General features: G+C 69.1%; 18 protein-coding genes. 10 read left to right on the top strand and 8 right to left on the bottom strand.

The genetic code is table 11. The features are described 5' to 3' along the window. Positions 1 to 87: 87 nt before the first annotated feature. The 9 genes from KRR26_RS13980 to KRR26_RS13940 all read left to right on the top strand — a co-directional run bounded on the left by KRR26_RS13980 (position 88) and on the right by KRR26_RS13940 (position 9,871). Positions 88 to 837 (top strand): hypothetical protein, encoded by a 750-nt coding sequence (locus KRR26_RS13980; protein WP_147422968.1) that lies wholly within the window; start codon positions 88 to 90, stop codon positions 835 to 837. 174 nt (positions 838 to 1,011) lie between these two features. Continuing rightward, positions 1,012 to 1,995: a cyclase family protein gene (locus tag KRR26_RS13975; protein ID WP_120206420.1), complete on the top strand. Its 984-nt coding sequence runs from the start codon at positions 1,012 to 1,014 to the stop codon at positions 1,993 to 1,995. Between the two features lie 194 nt (positions 1,996 to 2,189). Beyond that, positions 2,190 to 3,011 carry a mechanosensitive ion channel family protein gene (locus tag KRR26_RS13970; protein ID WP_217080044.1) on the top strand — a complete coding sequence of 274 codons (822 nt, stop codon included), beginning with the start codon at positions 2,190 to 2,192 and terminating at the stop codon, positions 3,009 to 3,011. Positions 3,012 to 3,196: 185 nt separating this feature from the next. Then, a complete protein-coding gene (locus KRR26_RS13965) occupies positions 3,197 to 4,012 on the top strand; it encodes an SDR family NAD(P)-dependent oxidoreductase (protein ID WP_217080043.1) in 816 nt (271 codons plus the stop codon). A 156-nt stretch (positions 4,013 to 4,168) separates the two neighbouring features. Then, positions 4,169 to 5,743, top strand: coding sequence for an SDR family NAD(P)-dependent oxidoreductase (locus KRR26_RS13960; RefSeq protein WP_120206423.1), 1,575 nt, complete (start codon positions 4,169 to 4,171; stop codon positions 5,741 to 5,743). 82 nt (positions 5,744 to 5,825) lie between these two features. Then, positions 5,826 to 7,211, top strand: coding sequence for an ATP-dependent RNA helicase DbpA (dbpA, locus tag KRR26_RS13955; RefSeq protein WP_120206424.1), 1,386 nt, complete (start codon positions 5,826 to 5,828; stop codon positions 7,209 to 7,211). A gap of 110 nt (positions 7,212 to 7,321) precedes the next feature. Then, positions 7,322 to 8,092, top strand: coding sequence for an alpha/beta hydrolase (locus KRR26_RS13950; RefSeq protein ID WP_120206425.1), 771 nt, complete (start codon positions 7,322 to 7,324; stop codon positions 8,090 to 8,092). A gap of 392 nt (positions 8,093 to 8,484) precedes the next feature. Then, the gene (locus tag KRR26_RS13945; RefSeq protein ID WP_328707126.1) at positions 8,485 to 9,093 is read left to right on the top strand and encodes a DUF6310 domain-containing protein; all 609 of its coding nucleotides are present in this window, start codon (positions 8,485 to 8,487) and stop codon (positions 9,091 to 9,093) included. Further along, positions 9,050 to 9,871 carry a DUF5953 family protein gene (locus KRR26_RS13940; protein WP_328707125.1) on the top strand — a complete coding sequence of 274 codons (822 nt, stop codon included), beginning with the start codon at positions 9,050 to 9,052 and terminating at the stop codon, positions 9,869 to 9,871. Before KRR26_RS13945 ends, KRR26_RS13940 begins: the two co-directional genes overlap by 44 nt. Positions 9,872 to 9,887: 16 nt before the next feature. On the opposite strand, the gene KRR26_RS13935 is transcribed toward KRR26_RS13940, so the two are convergent. Continuing rightward, positions 9,888 to 10,763: an SDR family NAD(P)-dependent oxidoreductase gene (locus KRR26_RS13935; RefSeq protein WP_217080040.1), complete on the bottom strand. Its 876-nt coding sequence runs from the start codon at positions 10,761 to 10,763 to the stop codon at positions 9,888 to 9,890. 70 nt (positions 10,764 to 10,833) lie between these two features. Here KRR26_RS13935 and KRR26_RS13930 point away from each other — a divergent pair, with 70 nt between their 5' ends. Continuing rightward, positions 10,834 to 11,541, top strand: coding sequence for a TetR/AcrR family transcriptional regulator (locus tag KRR26_RS13930; protein WP_217080039.1), 708 nt, complete (start codon positions 10,834 to 10,836; stop codon positions 11,539 to 11,541). Here KRR26_RS13930 and KRR26_RS13925 read toward each other — a convergent pair. The 7 genes from KRR26_RS13925 to KRR26_RS13895 form a co-directional block, all read right to left on the bottom strand. Next, entirely contained in the window at positions 11,498 to 12,241 is a 744-nt protein-coding gene (locus KRR26_RS13925; RefSeq protein ID WP_217080038.1) for a hypothetical protein, read from the bottom strand. The genes KRR26_RS13930 and KRR26_RS13925 overlap by 44 nt on opposite strands. Positions 12,242 to 12,306: 65 nt before the next feature. Then, entirely contained in the window at positions 12,307 to 13,122 is an 816-nt protein-coding gene (locus KRR26_RS13920; RefSeq protein WP_217080037.1) for an SDR family NAD(P)-dependent oxidoreductase, read from the bottom strand. Between the two features lie 62 nt (positions 13,123 to 13,184). Next, positions 13,185 to 14,237, bottom strand: coding sequence for a LysR family transcriptional regulator (locus tag KRR26_RS13915; RefSeq protein WP_217080036.1), 1,053 nt, complete (start codon positions 14,235 to 14,237; stop codon positions 13,185 to 13,187). An 85-nt stretch (positions 14,238 to 14,322) separates the two neighbouring features. Further along, complete coding sequence (locus KRR26_RS13910; RefSeq protein ID WP_217080035.1) at positions 14,323 to 15,105, bottom strand: hypothetical protein; 783 nt, start codon at positions 15,103 to 15,105, stop codon at positions 14,323 to 14,325. A gap of 19 nt (positions 15,106 to 15,124) precedes the next feature. Then, entirely contained in the window at positions 15,125 to 16,189 is a 1,065-nt protein-coding gene (locus KRR26_RS13905; protein WP_120206434.1) for a cysteine hydrolase family protein, read from the bottom strand. Positions 16,190 to 16,245: 56 nt separating this feature from the next. Beyond that, entirely contained in the window at positions 16,246 to 18,114 is a 1,869-nt protein-coding gene (locus tag KRR26_RS13900) for a hypothetical protein (RefSeq protein WP_217080034.1), read from the bottom strand. A 4-nt stretch (positions 18,115 to 18,118) separates the two neighbouring features. After that, complete coding sequence (locus tag KRR26_RS13895; RefSeq protein ID WP_120206436.1) at positions 18,119 to 18,922, bottom strand: protein phosphatase 2C domain-containing protein; 804 nt, start codon at positions 18,920 to 18,922, stop codon at positions 18,119 to 18,121. Between the last annotated feature and the right edge of the window lie 143 nt (positions 18,923 to 19,065).

Genomic DNA, 19,065 nt, shown 5'->3' with positions numbered 1-19,065 from the left:
ATCCTCAATAAACGCCCACACCCTGGTGACTTCATGGCGGATGTCCTCGAGCTCGATGCGAATGGCCCCGTAGCGCAGGGGGCGCCCGTGAAAGGGATTCAAAAGTATCGGCTCGCGGATGGACGCGAGGGGTGGTTCAAACCCGCGGACCGCAAGCTCAACAACATCGACAAGGTCCGCGGCATGGGAATGATGGTGGGCGGCTCGGCGCAGAGCACCGAGGCACAGGCCTTCCTGCCCGAGCGCGAGGTCGCGGCCTCCCTGGTCGCCAGCATCCTGATTCCGCACCTCGCCGTCCAATCCGAGCTCGCCAAGCGAGGCATGCGGCGCGGCGTCTTCATGGAGCACGTGCAGGGGAGCATGGCCGTCGAGAGCGTCGACTACGAACATGCCGAGTTGCAGCTGAACGCGGACATCCTGCGGAGCATCAAGCCGCAGCTCGCGGACCTCCAAGCCTTCGACTACCTCATCGGCAACGTCGACCGGCACGTGGAGAACTACATGATCAGCGTGGCGCGGCCTCTCAAGGTCCGCGCCATCGACAACGACCTCTCGTTCCCCTCCGTCGCGGTGGGCGCGCTCGCGGGCGTGCCCGCCTCCAAGTTCGAGGGACTGCCCACCGCCTACACGGTCGTGGTCGCCGAGCGAATCACGCAGATGACCGAGGCCACGCTGGCGGAGATCCTCCGAGACGTGATGGCGGGCGCCTACCTGTTGGATCAGGTCGTCGCGCAAGCGCAGACCCGCTTGCGAAACCTCAAGGCCGATGTCGCCGTGAAGCAAGGCCGCGCGGCGGCGCCGCGGATGCCGTCCAACTACACGAACCTCCGCTTCTGACCCGGAGCCCCGCGCGGCGGCGCGCTGGGCCGCCGCCCATGCGCCGCATCCCTGAGCATCATCGATGCGGTGGATTGGGCTTCACCCCGCCGCGTCACTACGGAAGGGAGCGCCACCGGCACCGCGCGGTGGCCGCCTCGCCACCCCTGGCGATGGCGCGCGGAGTCCCCTTCCATGACCTTGCTTCGAACCGTGCTCGCGACCGGCCTGCTGCTCGGCGCCCTCCCCGTGAGCGCCGAGGACGCGCCCTCGCTCTCCACCGCGCAGGACATCCAGGCGTGGAAAGCCAGGCACACGAACTGGCGCCGCTGGGGCGCGGAGGACCAGCTCGGCGCCGCCAACCTCATCACCCGAGACAAGCGCAAGCAGGCGGCGAAGCTCGTACGAGACGGTGTCTCCGTCTCCATCGCGCACACCGTGGAGACGCAGAAGGCCGCGGACGTGCCCTCGCCGCTGGAGCACGACATGCTCACCTCCGGTGAGCCCGACAGCTCCACGTACAGCTCGGACCGGTTGAGCATCGGCTACCACGGCTGGTCGCACACGCACATCGACGCGCTCTGCCACATCTTCGCGGAGGGCCAGATGTACAACGGCTACCCCCAGGGGCGCGTGAACGCCCAGGGCTGCGCGGTGCTGTCCATCAACGCCTTGCGCGATGGACTCCTCACGCGCGGCGTGCTCATCGACATGCCAGCCCTCCTCGGCGTGCCCTATCTGGAGCCAGGCACGCCCATCACCGCCAAGGACCTGGACGCCTGGGAGAAGAAGACCCAGGTGCGCGTGACGCCGGGTGACGCCGTCATCGTCCGCACCGGCCGCTGGGCCCGTCGCGCCGCCGTGGGGCCCTGGGACGTGTCCCAGCACTCGCCGGGCCTGCATGCCTCCACCGCGGAGTGGTTCCGGCAGCGCGGCGTCGCCGTGGTCGCCACCGACGTCGGCGCGGACGTGATGCCCTCGGGCGTCGACGGCGTCGTGATGCCCATCCACCGGATGCTCATCCACACGCTCGGCGTCTACCTCATCGACAACGCCGACCCCGAGGCCCTGAGCCGCGCCGCCGCCGAGCGCCGCCGCTACGACTTCCTCTTCACCCTCGCGCCGCTCGCCGTGGACGGGGGCACCGGCTCGCCCGCCAATCCCATCGCCACCTTCTGACGGGTCAATTCCTGCCCTGACATGTCAGAGACCCACCCTGACACGTCAGGGCCCCGGCCCGTGTCGGCTGGGAAACGGCGCGTCCCCTCGCGGGCGAGCCCCCCCACGCACCTGCCCCGGACTGGCACTGTGATTGCTGTACAGTCCGCGCTCGCCTGGAACATCCCAGCACCCAGCAAAGGTCGGCGGCACACGTGGAATCACTCATCAATCAACTGAAGACCCTGGCATTGACGGACGCGCTGCCCTTCTTCTTGAAGTTGGCCGCCGTCATCGTGCTGTGGTTCCTGGGGCGCACCGCCATCGGTGGGTTTCAGAAGGTGCTCCACCTCGCGCTGCAGAAGCGCAAGTTCGACGCCACGCTCATCCGCTACGTCGAGTCACTCTTCAGCGGCTTCCTCACCATCCTCCTGCTGCTCTCGCTGCTGGGAGTGATGGGCGTCGAGACCACGTCCTTCGCCGCCCTGCTGGCCGCCGCCGGCATCGCCATCGGCTCGGCCTGGTCCGGCCTGCTCTCCAACTTCGCGGCCGGCGTGTTCCTGCTGGTGCTGCGCCCCTTCCGCGTGGGCGAGGAGATCAGCGGCGGTGGCATCAGCGGCGCGGTGCAGGAGATTGGTCTCTTCGTCACCACGATTGATACGCCGGACAACGTGCGCATCTTCGTCGGCAACAGCCGGCTGCTGGGCGACAACATCGTCAACTTCCACTCGCACCCGCACCGGCGCATCGTCGCGAAGGTGCCGCTGGTCCACGGCACGAACGTGCGCGCGATGCAGGAGGCCTTCGCCAGCGTCGCGGCGGCCGTTCCCGACGTGCTGACGACCCCGGGCGTGGGCGTGGGCATCGCGGAGTTCACCGCCGCGGGCCCCATCCTCTCCGTGACCGTCTGGTGCACCCCCTCGAACGGAGACGCGGTGCAAGCCGCCCTCCACCAGGCCCTGGCGGACGCCCTCGTCGCCGCGGCCTACGTCGTCCCCGCGCCGCCCCCCATGGCGGTGCTCCCCAAGGCTGGCTGACCCCTCGGCCAGCGTGCCCGGAGAACCCCCACCCGGGCCTTCCCCCCATCCCGCAGTCGACGCACGGCAAGGGCCCCGGAGCCCCTCCTCCGGGGCCCTGCAACTTCGCGGGGCCTCGTGCCCGCCGAGCCAGGCAAGCGCACAGGGGTCGCGCGCGACGCGCGGCTGGGGTAGTGGAGCGCGTCATGGCCAGGTTGGAGCTGAAGAATCGCTGGGTGCTCGTCACCGGCGCATCGTCGGGGCTGGGGCTGGAGATGGCGCGCGTGCTCGCGAGCCAGCACGGCGCGAACATCATCGCCGTGGCCCGCCGCGCGGACCGGCTGAGCGCCCTGCAAGCGGAGCTCGAGTCCAAGCACGGCGTGAAGGTGGCACCGCTCGCGGCGGACCTCTCGCGCACGGGCGAACCTCAGCGCCTCTGCGAGTCCGCCATCGCCGGGCGCGACGTGGCCGGCGCGGTCCTCAACGCGGGCGTGACGTTCTTCGGCCGCGCGCTGGAGCTAGCCCCCGCGGCCTTCGAGTCCATGGTGGCCACGAACATCACCAGCCTCGTGGACCTCTCCCAGCGCTTCTCCACGCACTTCCTCCAGCAGGGCACGCCGAGCGGCCTCATGCTGGTGGCCTCCATGGCCGGCTTCTCGCCGCTGCCCTACCAGACGGCCTACGCGGCCACGAAGTCCTTCGTCATCAGCTATGGACGCGGGCTCGCCTATGAGCTGCGCAAGACGGGCGTGTCCGTGACGGTGTTCACACCCGGCGGCATCGCCACCGAGATGCTGGAGCTGTCCGGACTGGACCGGAAGTTCAAGGCGGGCGACCTGGGCATCATGTCCGCCGAGGAGTGCGCCCGGCTCGCGGTGGGCGCCTTCGTCCGGCGCAAGGAGCTGTACGTCCCTGGCCTGCTCAACCGGCTGCTCGCCCTGTCCATGAAGCTGTTGCCCCACGGGGTCATCATCTCGCGGTCCGGCAGCATGTACGCCGGGGGGTTGAAGCCCCCGTCCTGAGCCGGCGGCTGGTGCCCATCCAGAGCCGGGGCTGGTGCCCATCCAGAGCCGGGATGACACCCGGACGGCCCGGTCGCCCGCACTCCCACCACCCCGCCGGGCGGCCTCCACCAGCGCCCTTTCCTCGCGTCGCGCTGGGAGGTATGCACCGGTGGGATGAGCAACGACGAGACGACTTCTCCGCCCCCGCACGAAGCGCTGCCCCCGGTCACCCTGTCGCTGGACGAGGTCCGCGCGTGCACGCGGGTGCTCCAGGCGGTGAGCGAGAACCGCTTCCTGCTGGCGAGACTGCCGGAGGAGGACCGCATCGAGTTGCTCGCGGCGGCGGGCCGCATGGTGCACCCGGACCGGACCGCGAAGTCTCGCTTCGCCAAGGCGCTGCGCCGCGACCGCAAGGAGACGAAGCGCGCGCATGACCGCGAGATTCGCGCGACCACCGAGATTCGCTCGCTGCGCCGCTCCCCCGTGTTCACCGTACCCGCGCTGCCACCGCCGCCGCCCACCGAGCAGGCCGAGCGCATCCTGGAGAACCCGCGCCGCTGCTACGTGTGCAAGGCGGAGTACCGCAAGCTGCACTTCTTCTACGACACGCTGTGCATCGACTGCGCGGACTTCAACTACGCCAAGCGCACGCAGCGCGCGCCGCTGACCGGCAAGGTCGCGCTCATCACCGGCGCCCGCGTGAAGATTGGCTATCAGGCGTCGCTCATGCTGCTGCGCTCGGGCGCGCGCGTGATTGCCACCACGCGCTTCCCCAAGGACGCGGCGGGCCGGTACATGCAGGAGCCGGACTTCTCCAGTTGGTCGCACCGGCTGCACATCCACGGCCTGGACCTGCGCCACGCGCCCAGCGTGGAGCTGTTCGCGCGGCACATCGAGCAGACACACCAGCGGCTGGACATCCTCATCAACAACGCGGCGCAGACGGTGCGCCGTCCGCCCGGCTTCTACGCGCACCTGCTGGACGGCGAGCAGCGCGCCTTCGACACGCTCCCGGACGCGGCGCGCGCGTTGCTCGCGGGCCATGAGGAGTGCGTCACGGCGCTCCAGCCCTCGCTCGGCGCGGGCGGGCAGGACCCGTCAGCCATCGCGGCGTCGTGGCGCAGCAGCGACCCCGCGCTCGGCATCCACTCGTCGGCGGCGCTGTCGCTCCAGCCGTACCACCTGGAGCAGGAGGGCGACACGCAGGCGCTCTTCCCGCAGGGACGGTTGGACGCGGACCTCCAGCAGGTGGACCTGCGCGAGGTGAACTCCTGGCGGATGAAGCTGGCGGAGGTGCCCACGGCCGAGATGCTGGAGGTGCACCTGGTGAACGCGGTGGCGCCGTTCATCCTCTGCGGCAAGCTCAAGCCCTTGATGATGAAGGACCGCAACAAGCCCGGGCACATCGTGAACGTGTCCGCCATGGAGGGCAGCTTCTCGCGCGGGACGAAGACGGACCGGCACCCGCACACGAACATGGCGAAGGCCGCGCTGAACATGATGACGCTGACCTCCGCGCCGGATTACGCGAAGGACAACATCTTCATGAACGCGGTGGACACGGGCTGGGTCACCGACGAGGACCCCCTCCTGCACGCCGAGCGCAAGGTGAAGGAGTTGGACTTCCAGCCGCCGCTGGACATCGTGGACGGCGCGGCGCGCGTGGTGGACCCCGTGATGACCTCGGAGAACACCGGAGAGTTCGTCTGGGGCAACTTCTTCAAGGATTACCGTCACACGGCGTGGTAACCGCGCGCACGCGCCTCGAGACCCGGGGCGCGTGAAACAACCCGAGGCACCTTCCCGCGCCTCTGCCTTCTTTGAGGCTCCCATGGAATTCGCTGCCCTCGCGCTCGCGCCCCCCTTGCTCCAGGTCCTCCAGGAGTTGGAGTTCCAGACCGCCACGCCCATCCAGGCGCAGAGCATCCCCGTGCTGCTCGCGGGGAAGGACCTCGTGGGGCAGGCCCGCACGGGCAGCGGGAAGACCGCGGCCTTCGCCCTGCCGCTGCTCCAGAAGGTGAACCTGTCGCGGCGCCACATCCAGGCGCTCGTGCTGTGCCCCACGCGGGAGCTCTGCGCGCAGGTGGCGGGCGAGCTGCGCCGACTGGGGCGCCGGCTGCCGGGCCTTCAGGTGTTGGCGTTGGCGGGCGGTCAGCCCATCCGCCCGCAGGTGAACGCGCTGGAGAAGGGCGCGCACGTGGCGGTGGGGACGCCGGGGCGCGTGTTGGACCTGCTTCAGCGCGAGGCGCTCGACACGCGAAGCATGGCCACCGTGGTGCTCGACGAAGCGGACCGGATGCTCGACATGGGCTTCCGCGAGGACATGGAGCGCATCCTCGCCGAGACGCCGCGCACGCGGCAGACGGTGCTCTTCTCCGCCACGTTCCCGGACACCATCGAGGCGATGAGCCGCGCGTTCCAGCGCGAGCCCACGCGCGTGACGGTGGAGACGACGGACACCGCGCCGGCCATCCAACAGCTGTCCTACGCGTGCAAGCCCGAGGAGAAGTCCGCGCTCCTGCTGCGCATCCTCCAGCATCACCAGCCGGGCTCGGCCATCGTGTTCTGCAACCTCAAGGTGACGGTGGCCGAGGTGGCGCGCGGGCTCAGCCGAGCCGGCGTGAGCGCGGATGGCTTGCAAGGCGACCTGGAGCAGGAGGAGCGCGACCGCGTGATGGCGAAGTTCCGCAATCACAGCACCCGCGTGCTGGTGGCCACGGACGTCGCGGGGCGAGGCATCGACGTGGAGGCGCTGGACGCCGTCATCAACTTCGACGTGCCCGCGCAGCCCGAGCCGTATGTGCACCGCATCGGGCGGACGGGGCGCGCGGGGCGGACGGGGTTGGCGGTCTCGCTCGTCACGCAGCAGGACACGCGGAAGGTGGAGACCATCGAGTCCGCCACGGGCGTGCGGCTGGAGCGCGCGAACCCGGAGGCGCTGCCTGTGGTGGGAGCGACCGGCGTGACGGGGCTCGGCTCGCCGTGGGACACGCTGTGCATCCTGGCCGGGCGCAAGGACAAGATGCGGCCGGGAGACATCCTCGGCGCGTTGACGGGCGAGGCGGGGGGGCTGAACGCCAGCGACGTGGGGAAGATCGAGATCCAAGACCGCGTGGCCTATGTCGCGGTCGCGCGGAACGTGTCCCGCGTCGCGTTCCAGTGCCTGAGCGAAGGACGCATCAAGGGGCGGCGCCAGCGCATCGAGCGCGTGCGGTAGGCGCTGGCAGGCGCGTCACCCAGGACACCTCGTCTGCCCCCTCCGGCCTCGATATACCGAGCCGGCGAAGTCGTTTCGTTCGCGATGCGAGAGCACGGAGGAACGAACGGATGAAGCGGTCTGCGTCGTGGTGCGTGAATGGGTTCCTGGCGGCCCTGGTCGTCCTCGCGTCGAGCTGTCACGACGAGGACAGCTCCCTGGTCAACACGGCGTTCGGGTCTTCGCGCCTGAGCGTCCGGCCCGCGGCGACGGAGGCGTTGAGCACGGCGAAGGGCGTGATTCCGCTCACCGACTCGGGGCTGACCGGCCTGCTGTATGTCCCGGAGTCCTATCAAGCGGGGACTCCCGCGCCACTGCTCGTGCTGCTGCACGGCGCGGGGGAGCTGCCCGCGGACATGCTCCAGCGCTTCCGAGCCTCCGCCGACACAGCGGGAGCGCTGCTCCTGATTCCGAAGTCCCAGGACGACTCGTGGGACATGCTCCTCGGGAAGTACGGTCCGGACCGCGACTTCATCGATGAGAAATTGAAGCAGGTGTTCAGCCGGTTCTCGGTGGACCCGGCCCGCGTGGGCATCGGCGGGTTCTCGGACGGGGCCACCTATGCGTTGTCGTTGGGGCTGTCGAACGGGGATGTGTTCCAGCACATCGCGGCGTTCTCGGCGGGCTTCGTGGCGCCGTCGGTGTTGGTGGGCAAGCCGCGCGTGTACATGTCACACGGAACGCGAGACACCGTGCTGTCATTCGACACGTGCGGCAAGTACATCGAGTACCAGCTCACGAACGAGAAGTACTCGGTCGAGTTCCACGCCTTCGACGGCAAGCACGAGCTGCCGCCCGACATCGCGGCCGCGGGCTTCGCCTTCCTCACCAGCGACTCCTGACCCCAAGAACCGCGCCCGCCCGCTGAGAATGGGTGTTGCCATTCTCACGAGCGGACACGAACAAGGCCGCGAAGCGAAGGGATGCCGCCATGCGCCTCTGCACCTGCATTGCAGTGCTGCTCCTGCTCATGGCATGCGCGACATCCCCCACGCCACGCGCGGTGAAGCAAGGCCCCAGGGACCCGAGGGTGGCCAATCTCCAGCGAGCAGCGACGCTGCCCTGGCGCGACGAAGGGCGCTGCGCGGTTCACGAGGCATCGCACCCCTGGCCTGCCCTCGTGGAAGAGTGCTTCTCGTTCCTCGACCACGACCGGCTTCGCTTCAACGACCCCACGGGAAGATGCGCGGTTGCCTCGGCGGATACGGTCGCCCTGGGCATTGGAGTGTGTGTCTTGGCCGCGCCTGAACTGGTGGTCGGCGCGGTCGTCATCGCGGGCGCGGTGGTGGTGGGGTTCGCCATCCAAGAAGCCCTGGAGGCGTACGACCTGAAGGGGAACTCCCCCACGGGAAGAGAACCCACGCTCACGACAAAGCCTCCCCAGCCAGGGCTCGCCACGTCTAGAAGGCTCAAGCCTGAGCCCGCGGGGCAAGACGGGTTACCTCCGGTGCCCCCCAGGACCGAGACCCAAGAGCGCAGCCTTGATTGCACACCACGCCCCGTCCCACACCTGGGCGGCGATGCCCTGCACAACCGGTGCGCCGACCGGGTTCCACAGAACTCGTTCATCGGAACGGATGTGCTCGTCAACGGGAAGCGCTTCGACGCCCTTCAGCTCCGGACCCAGGTGCTGTGGGAGATCAAGACGGACAACTTCGAGACGTTCACAGTCGCGCTCCAGGAGAGCGTCATCGAGAAACAGGTCCTGGAAGCGCAGCGAGAGCGTGACCTCGCGAGGGCATGCGGATACAGCTTCGCGATGGGCGTGCGCAGCAGCGCGCACCGACAAGCCCTGCGCGATGCCGACCCCTCCCTCACCATCGTCGTCATGGACTGGTGCTGACATGGCCACCGCTCACGCCACATGTCTCCTCGTCGCCTATGCGCCCGCGCTCAGCCGCGAGGACACTCGCCCCATGGCCGTGGTCCATGAGATGGAACGCGCGATTCCCGGCTTGAAGCTGTCCTGGACCCTCTCGGACGACGGTCGCTTCATCCCGGCACCAACACTCGACTCACGCGCCACAGCCAAGACATCCCGTGGACTGTTGCCGTTGCTCTGCAATGGAGATGAGCGCCACTTCGTGACGCTCGCGCGCAGGGAGACACCTGCGAGCCAGAATCCAGGAGGACGGCCGCAGCTCGAGGTTCACGCCAGATGGCCCTTGGATGTGGCGGGTATCTCCGCAGCTGCAGAGGCACTCGAACGCATCGCAGAAGCCGCACACGCATTCTGGGCGCACGCCACGCCCAAGCGCGCCGCAGGAGACATTGCGGAGCAGACGAGCCCCACCCTGGCGGGACCACCGAGCCCCCCTCGTGGATTGCCAGCGCTCAAGCTGCCTTGGGACCTTCCCTCGCCCGAGACGCCACACCGACTGGGGTGGCTGAACTATTGGTCGGCGGCCACCGCACGGCGCCTCGGGTTCCCGAACCCATCTCTCGACGTGGAGCTGCTCACCCGGGCTCGGCGTACCGCGGCGGGCGGATGGATTGTTCCGCTCACCGATACACCGCTCGATCTCGACAACCCCGCCCACCTGGGCGCGCTGCTGCGAGCCTATGAGCGCTTCCCGGAGATCGGCGGCCGCACGGCCTTCGGCACGAGCGGCCCCGGGTAATCACTCCGCGCGAGCCTCAGCTCCCCGCGAGTTGCAGCGGGCGGCGCGGCTTCATCATCCCCGCGGCGATCTTCACGGTGAGCGCTCGCGGCGACAGGCGCGCGAGGTTCGCCTGGAGCCAGTTGCGCCACCCCGCCACGAGCGAGGGCCGCCCCTGCTCCAGGCCCCGCAGCCCCGCGAGCACCACCTGCTCCGAAGTCATCATCACGCCCACCGCGACACTCCGCGTCCCCACCACGTCGAAGAACGGCGTCTCCACCGGCCCCGGGCAGAGCGCGAGCACCCGCACCCCGCGCTCTCGATTCTCCGCCCACAGCGCCTCGGTGAAGGACAACACGAAGGCCTTCGTCGCGCCGTACACCGCCATGTACGGCACGGGCTGATAACCCGCCGTCGACGCGACGTTGATGATGCCGCCCTCGCCCCGCGCCAGCATTCCCGGCAGGGCCAGGTGGCTCAGGTCCATCAACGCGGTGACGTTGAGCATCACCTGCTCGTGCTCACGCGCGAGCGGCGAGGACTCGAAGGGCGCGTACGTCGCGAACCCCGCGTTGTTGATGAGCAGATCCACCTCCAGCCCTCGCGCCTCGCATCGCCCCCACAGCGCGCGGGCCGCGCCGTCTTGGCCCAAGTCCGTGGGCATGACCTCCGCGTGGATGCCGTGGCTCGCGGACAGCTCCGTCGCCAGTGCGCGCAGCTTGTCCTCCGCGCGAGCCACCAGAATCAGATTCATTCCGCGCGCGGCGAGGACTCGCGCGAAGGACTCTCCGATACCGGACGACGCCCCGGTGATGAGCGCGCGGCGCCCTGGGTACGTGAAGGGACCGGTGATGGGAGCGGGACGAACGGACGAGAAGCGCGAGGCGGGCGACGACGTCGACAAGGAGTTCATGTGCTAAGAATGTGAGCGACCGCTCACGTTCTCAACTCGCCTTGGCGCTCACATTCCGCCAGGAGTCCACATGCCTCGCTCCGCGTCCCAACCCCGTCGGAGAAACCCTCGGCAGTCGCGCTCCCAGGCCACCTGCGACGCCATCCTCACCGCCACGGCTCGCGTTCTCGTCAAAGATGGCTACGACGCCGCGAGCACGAACCGCATCGCGAAGGAAGCCGGCGTGAGCATCGGCTCGCTGTACCAGTACTTCCCGAGCAAGGAAGGGCTGGTGGTCGCGGTGATGGAGCGCCATCGCACCCAGTCACTCGCCGAGTTCGAAGCAGGGCTGACCCAGCTCGCCAGCCAGCCGCTGCCCGTGGCCCTCCGCGCGCTCATCGGGCAGGTCATCGCGTCCAAGGTGGACAACCCTCGACTGCATCAGGTGCTGCATGAGCTGTTGCCGCGCCTGCGCGAGTGGGGAACGGTCGACACCTTCGAACAACGGCTCATCCGGATGGTGCGTGCCTTCCTCCTGCCGAGGGCCCATGACATCCGCCCCGCCAACCTGGACATGGCCGTCTTCATCATGGTGCACACGGTGGATGCGCTCTGCCACGCCGCGGTCTCCCAGCGGCCGGACTACCTCGAAGACGACACCTTCGCGGAGGAGCTGTGCGCGCTGGTGCTCGGCTACCTTCGCCCCGAGGCCACGAGCACCCCACGGCGTCGCGGACGCAGTGAGCCGCGCCGTCTCAGTCCAGCGAGGCGGCAGGAGCGCGCGGCCCCAGCACGCTGACGTCCGGGTGCCAGTACATCGCGTGGAGTTGCTCATCCTCCGGCATGAAGTCGATGCTGATGACCTGCCTGGGGTCACGCGCCAAAGGAACGCGGATGACCGGGAGCCCCGCCCAGGTCACGGTCGAGAACCGCACCCCTGCCCTCACCAAATGGGCCTCGACATCCGCGCGGGCCATATCGGGCTGGAGGAAATAGCCACCCAATCGGAGGCTGGTGAAGTCACTCGCGCCCGCGTCGATCTCCAGGCCGAACAAGGTCCCATCCATCCAGTGGATCTGAACCGAGCCGTAGAACCAGCACACGCCCGCCATCGTGGTTTGAGCGAACTCGGGCAGCCCGAGCAGCTCGACCATCTGAGAGGCGCTCATGCGGGGCCGCAGTGGCTCCAACGAGCCCTCGCGGAGCGCGGCGATGAAGTCGAGCTCCAGTCCGCGCCCGAGGCGAACATCCTCGAATGAGGCAGCGCCAGCGCCCCAGCAATGCGTCACGGCGCGCATCGCCTCTTGAAGCGTTCCGAAAGCATCCGGACACCCGACAGGCAAAGGGTTCTGTCGGAGCTCCGCCTCGGAGACGGACTCATAACCATCGAAGCACCTGAGCCTGTACTCCACCGTCCCCTCGCCCTCCTCGCGCCCCAGGGTGAGCGTCTGTCCCTGCGCTGTTCGAGCAAAGAGCGTCTGCGAGTCTGGGCGCGCCATGGTCGCCTCCTCGCCCCAAAGCTCGCATGATTCCGAGACCTCGCGCGAGCAGGGGCCCGCCCGACTCACGCCCCAGGGGCTGGGACGCCGGCCGCGCGCAGCATGTCCAGCGCGGCCTGACGCAGCCGTTGCTGCGCCTTCACGTCATAGGCCTGGTCGAGCGCACGCGACTTGCGCTGCACATCGAAGAACTCACCCCGCTCGCGTCCGGCCAGGGTCGTCTCCGAGACGCCGACGACGGCAACCGCGCCCGAGTCCACCGTCCCCATGGGCGCAATCCCAGACTCCGCCACCATCTTCGTCGCGAGGAACGTCCCGGGATGCAATGAATTGATGAGCAAGTCCGGACGGCGTGCCGCCAGCTCCGTGGTCCACACGATCATCGCGAGCTTGCTCCGCATGTACGCCTGGAAGCCGTCATAGCGGCGCTCCAGTTGCAGGTCCGCGAAGTCCAACGGCGCCTGTCCCAGCGAGGCCACGTTGACCACCGCGCGAGGCGCAACCCCCTCCGCCAACAACCACTCCGTCAACGCGAACGGCGCCAGCAGGTTCACCGCCCACCGCAGCTCGAAGCCATCCGCGCTCACCTCGCGGGCCGCGCCCCGAGCCCCCGCGCCCAACGCGGCGTTGTGGATGAGAAGATCCAGGGGAGGCTCCCGAAGCAGCGTCTCCGCCAGCGTCCGCACCTCATGGAGCGAGGAGAAGTCCGCTCGGTACGCACCGGCCCCAGGAACCTCCTTCAGCGCGCGCTCCAGCCGCGCCGCCTGACGGCCGTGCACCCACACCCGAGCCCCCGCCGCCGCCAGCCGCTTCGCCGTCAACAGCCCGATGCCATCCGTCGCGCCCGTCACCAGCACCCGCTTGCCCTGCCAGGAACTCATCACCCCTCCATATCGAGACGAACCGTTCCACTATTATTTCGAACCGGACCGTCTCGTCAACGTCATGGTGTGCGCTTCCCCGTGCGCGGGCGCTTCCGCGGCGCGCGTCGCGCCGAGACCTCCGCGCGCCGACGCTCCCCTCGCGGTGGAGCGGAAAGGGCCGCCATCTCCGCGGCGCGCGCCTCGTCCTCATGCTTGATATCGACCGCGATGCGATAGAGCGCCTCGCGCAACCAGCGGTGCGCCTCATCCGGGTCTCGCGAGGCATGCCAGCGCATGGCGATGCGCCGCTCCGGCAACGGAATGGGCGAGGGACTCACTGCCAACCCGAACGCCGCCGCGGTGGTCACCGCCGAGCGACGCGGGAGAATTCCCAGGAAGGGAGACTGCTTCAGGATGTACGGCACGCTCAGGGTCTGCGCCGTGTGCAGCGCCACGCGCCTCCGCTGACGCAGCTTCGCCAGGGCATCATCGACCACATCGGACGCGTCCGCCCTCCGACTCACCCGCACGTGGGGGATGCGCAGGAAGTCCTCCAACGACAGCGGAGTCCCCACTTGAACCAGCTCCGGGTTGAAGAGACAGACATAACCCTCGGCGCAGAACGGCAGGTGCTTGTGGGCCGCGCTCGCGTCCTCGATGGGCCCGAGCAACAGGTCCAACGCTCCTTCGTCCAACAGGCGCGGCCCCTGCGCCTCGCTCAACGGACTCAGCGCGAGGGAGCCCCCCGGCGCCTCCGCCGCGGCGCGCGCCATGAGCCGAGGCATCAGGGAGATCTCCAGTCCATCCGTGATGCCCACGCGGAACTCGCGGGCGTCCGTCGCGGGATGAAAGCGCCGCTCCGCCACGACCAACGTCTGGATTCGCGCCAGCGCGTCCTGCACCGCCTCCGCGAGCGACCGAGCATGCGGCGTCGGCTCGACGCCCCCCGGCCGGCGGGTGAACAGCTCATCCCCGAGCAGCGCTCGCAAGCGTCCCAGGTGATGACTCATGGCGGACTGCCCGATGCCAATCCGCGCGGCGGCGCGCGTGACGTGCCGCTCGCGCATCAAGGCATCGAAGGCCACCAGCAGGTTGAGGTCGAGGCGAGCGAGGTGCGCATGGTCAATCTGCATCGGGGCTCCGTCGCGCTCGTCCGCGGGGAGGGCCGGACGAGGGCGAGGGACGTTTGATAACGCGGGTGCGCCTCACCCGCTCGCCTCACTGCCCGAAGCCGCCCAGCGCCGTGCGGCTGAAGCTCGCCGCCCCCTGGCTCACCCGCACCGCGGACTGGCTGAAGACCTGGAAGGCGCTGCGGATCTCCTGCTCGCTCTGACCGGGCGTGAGAATCCACCGGTCCTCGATACCCATCTCGCGAAACACGCGCCGGAAGTCCGTGCTCCCATCATGGATGCCCATGGCCGCGACGATGTGGTTCTCCATCCGAAGCAGGTCCTTCACCACCGTCGCCACATCCCTCGCCCGAGCATTGCGAGAGCCCTGGTCCGCGCCATCCGTGATGAGCAGCGTCACCGTGCGCACGGGCACCCCGTTGCCGCTGAACTCCTGCGACTTCGCCAACACCGTGCCCAGCATCACCATCGCCTGGTCGTAGAGCGGCGTGCCCTTGTCCGCCTGGTAGTTGCCCGTGTGCATCCGCACCACGTCCTCCAGAGGACGATAGGGATTGAGCACGTGGCCGTTCAGGTACCGCGTGTGGAAGAGGATGCCGTCCTTCTGCTTGCTCCCCAGCAGCGCATCCAACACCTGGTTGTGCCCGTCGCACACCGTCCGCGTGTGCCGCGAGTAGTCGATGCTCGCCGAGTCATCCGGCATCACCGTCACGAGCACCACCTCGCTCGCCTGCACGTCGTCCACATGGATGCCCAGTCCCGCTTGAATCTGCGCGCCCAGGTCCACCACGGTCAGCGCCTGCAAGCTCGCGGGGCTCAGCGTTCCTTCCGCGTGCGCATCCTCGAAGAGCTTCTGCGTGTTCGCACTCATGACGGTCTCCCCTCGTGTCTCAAGCGATGTGCAGGTCCGGCCAGCTCGCGAGCGGATCCGTGGACTTGACCAGGTGCATGCCCGCGTCGGCGAAGCGCTTCAGGGCCGCGTCCGCCTGCGGGGTGAAGTCCGCCGCGAAGCCCCCCTTGCCGTCGGGCACCGTCACCGCCGACATGCAATCCGTCAGCAGGTACACCTTGCGCGCGAGCGCCGCGTCCTGCGCCACGATCTCCCCCAACAGGTCATCGATGGAGCTCTTCACGCAGTGGCTCGCGGCCTGTCCTGCGATGACCACCGCGTCCGCGGTCAGCAGCGTCTTGAGGAACTGCGTGTTGCGCTGGGCCAGGGGCTGGCCGTCGTGTCGGCTCAGCACCTCCGGCCGCATCACCGAGTAGTTCTCCGTCAGCGGATTGCCGCCCTTCACCTCCACCCACGACTGCATGCCTCGCGCGTAGGAGTGGAACATGCGCGCCTCCTGCACCACCCCCGCGAGCGCGTGCCCATCTGCGCCGAGCAAGCAGTGCGGCGGCCACAGGTACAGCGTGTACTTGCCCGCGCGCTCCAGTTCGTCGCAGTAGAACTTCACCTGCTTGAGCAGCCACGGGTAGTTGCCACCGCACAGCCACCTGGCCATCGCGGGGTTGGGGCGCGCGTGGCCGCGCTCAATCTGCTCGCGCGTCACCTCGCGGTAGGGCGTGAGGGGCTGGTCGTCCTGGTCCACCCAGAAGGACGGGAAGAAAATCTGGTAGGCGAAGTGCGTGTCGAGCGTCGCCGTCACGTTCGTCACCGCGCCGAGGTTCCGATAGAGGAACTCGGAGATGCGGCGGCTGTCATCGATGGCGCCGCGCCCGCTCCGCCCCGCCACGTAGAGCGAGCCCTCGGGGAAGCAGAAGTCCTTCTGCACGTCGATGAGCAGCAGGTGCAGGTTGAACGTATCCGTGGCGGAGGGGCTCAGCCCGTGCGAGGCGCGCCACGCGGCGGCCTCGGTCTGCAACTTCCCGGCGCTCGCTCCGTAGCCGTACTCCGCGGCGTTCGCCGCCCGGTAGAAGGTCGGTAGCGGCAACTCCTTCAGCGTCTTCTTCATGTCCATCCTCCTGCGTGTGTGCGCGGAAGACCCGAGGCTCCGCGCGGGGAACGTCGTCACGTCATTCGCAGCGCGGTGAGGTCCCGCGTGCCCACCACCAGCAGCCCCTCGCGCGTGAGGAGGAGCTGACTTCCTGAATCCACGAAGGGCTCCGTGTCGGGGAACTCGCGCGCGGCCGTGAGCTGACCGTGTCGAGCCTCCACGCGCACCAGCCCCGCATCCGTCGCGCAGAACAGCGCCTGCCCCATGGCGCACTTGCCGCGCAGCGCGCCCAACCACGAGCCATCTCCCGCGTCCGCCACGCCGCGCGCGCGCACCGCGCCGTCCACGCCCACGACGATGCAGTGATGCACCGTGCGCCCACCGGACTCCTCGGCGAGGAAGAGCCACACCGCGTCGCCGTCGAACAGGGCCTCCGCATCCACCCAGGGTCCCTGCGGCCAGGGCAGCGTGAGCCCATCGCGCAACCCCTTGCGCTCGGCGTCGAAGAGGAAGGCGCCGCGCAATCCGCCCGCGCGATGAAAGCCCAGGCCGAAGCGCGGCCCGACGAACACGCGCGTTTGTCCCTCCAGCACGTCACCCAGACGCTCCGGCCCATAGAGCCCGTTGCGCCACAGCGCGCCCTGCGCGGCCCAGTAGTGAAAGCGCGCGTTGGCCGCGAACACCGGGCGCTGCTCACACACGTCCGCGCCGAGCACTTGCGGAGACCGACCGGGCTCGAACACCGTCACCTGTCCGCCCGCGCCCATCAGCGTGGCCTCTTGGCACAGGGCCCACCGCAGCGAGGGATTCAGCGGCGACTCCAGGACGACACGGCCGTCCTCGCGGCGGTACAGCCCCTCCGCGTGGTAGAGCCAGCGCGCTACGCCCCCTTCCGCGCACGCATGCACCAGCACCCCGCGCGTGGAGAACTTCCGCGTCGCCACCACCTGACCTCGCACCGAGGCGACAGGGGTTGCCGCAGCACTCGCGTGCGGCTGACAGGCAGGGCAGCTCGTCCGAGCGTGCTCCACGCCGCATCCCGGACAGCGTTGGAAGCGCAACCCCTCCAGCAGCGGCCGGGGGAAGGCGCCGCGCTGGTCCTCCACGAACACGCGGTGCAGGTGGTGCAAGACATCGTCCGGGAGCGAGGCCAACGCGAACGCGGGCTTCGGGTACTGGACCTCCGGATGAAACACCGTGACGCGCTGGAGCATGCGCGGCGCGCTCCCAAGCCGAGCGCCGCCAGCCTTCGGTCGATGGATGCCACCATAGGGCCCCACGCCGAGCAGCGACTGCATCACCATGACCGTGAAGGCAAACCAATCACTGTCCACCGACGCGGGCTGCACAGGCGTGAGCGCTGTCGCACCCGCCGGCAGGCGCAGCGGGTCCAAGAAGCGCTCCGTGAACACGGCGCAGCGGTACGCACCGAACTGGAAGCTGTCCGCGTCGATGAGGTACGCGTCCGTCCCCGCCACCAACACGTTGAGGTCGTTGAAGTCCCCCACGATGACGCGGCTCGCATGCACCGCGCCGAGCGTCTGGTGCAGCCCACGCAACACCGTCACCCCGTCGCCGACACACCCTCCCGCGCGACGGAACGCAGGCTCACCCCAGCGGCGCAGCGGCTCCACGCCCTCCAACTTGCGCATCGCATAGCCGAGCACCTCCTGCCCGCGAGCGTCAGTGGCCAGCGCCTGCGGTGTCACCACGCGTCCCGGCAGTCCTGAAGGGAACACGCGCAGCTTGCGTTGATGCTCATCGAGCCGAGCCTTCGCCGCGGCCTGCTCGTGCGGCAGGCCCGCGTAGTCCGGATGCGAGGGCGTCTTGAACACCTTGAGCGCCCGTCCATCTCCGAGGTCGAAGACATCCGCCTCGCCCCCCTTGCCGAGCGCCTGCTTCGGACTCAGCGCGACCTTGTGTCCCTCCAGCCAGATGTCCATGGCGTCACACCCGCTCCATTCGCCGGCGCAGCACCACCAATGTGGTGTCGTCCGGAAGGAGCCCCGGCGTCCTCACCAACCGATGGGCGACGAAGTCCGCGCGCGTCGACTCCCGGTTGAGCTGCGCGAGCCGGCGGTTCACGGCCTCGGGGTTGGAGAAGTAGCGGTCCTCGGTCCAGAACTGAGAGAGCGGGCCCACGGGCTCATCGCGCTCCGGCACACGCGCCAGGGTGAGCCGCTTCAAGTCCTCGACGCCATCCGTGCCCAACAGCAAGGCATGAACGTCCTCGGTGCGCACCAGCGCCTGTCGGATGAGGGGCACGTCATCGCCTCCCATCACCGCGTAGGCCAGGTACGGCGGCGCATTGCCCGGGAACGGCCCCAGGACGTGCACCTCGCCATTGAGCATCCACACCCCGTCTCCCGCGCTGAAGACGAGCGTGTGCTCCGGCGTCACCACCGCGCCCACGAGCGTGAAGAGACAGTCCGCGAGGGCCTCACGCCCGAGCGCCTCGGGCAGGGCCTCCAGCATCGCCAGCACGTCGCCACGCAGCCCGGGGAGGAAGCCCTCGGTGTCCGCGGCCTCACCCGCCTCGAGCCGCTGGAGCGCCGCTCTCACCAAGCGCCTCGCCCCCAGCCTCGCCCCCAGCTCGCTGGCGGGTTGGCTGCCACAGCCGTCCGCCACCACCGCCACGAGCCCCTTCGCGCCCTCGCGCACGCAGTAGGCATCCTGGTTGTTGCGACCCGAGCGCGCGTGCTCCCGCCCCAACACAGAACCCGCGGCGATGTCGAATGGCAGCGAGGACATGGCTCTCCCGTGGCCCTGTTCGGGCTTGTGCGACACGGCATCGAGAACTCAGGAGGTGCCGGGCTCGCGACACACGACCCGCGAGGTGGCCGCCTCCTGCACGAATTCGACTCGGCCTCCTCTCCACTCGCGGAGGCTGCGTG

Origin of the sequence: Citreicoccus inhibens (genome assembly GCF_019039035.1) — a bacterium.
Lineage (GTDB): Bacteria > Myxococcota > Myxococcia > Myxococcales > Myxococcaceae > Citreicoccus > Citreicoccus inhibens.
This window is presented reverse-complemented; position numbering and strand designations above follow the sequence as displayed.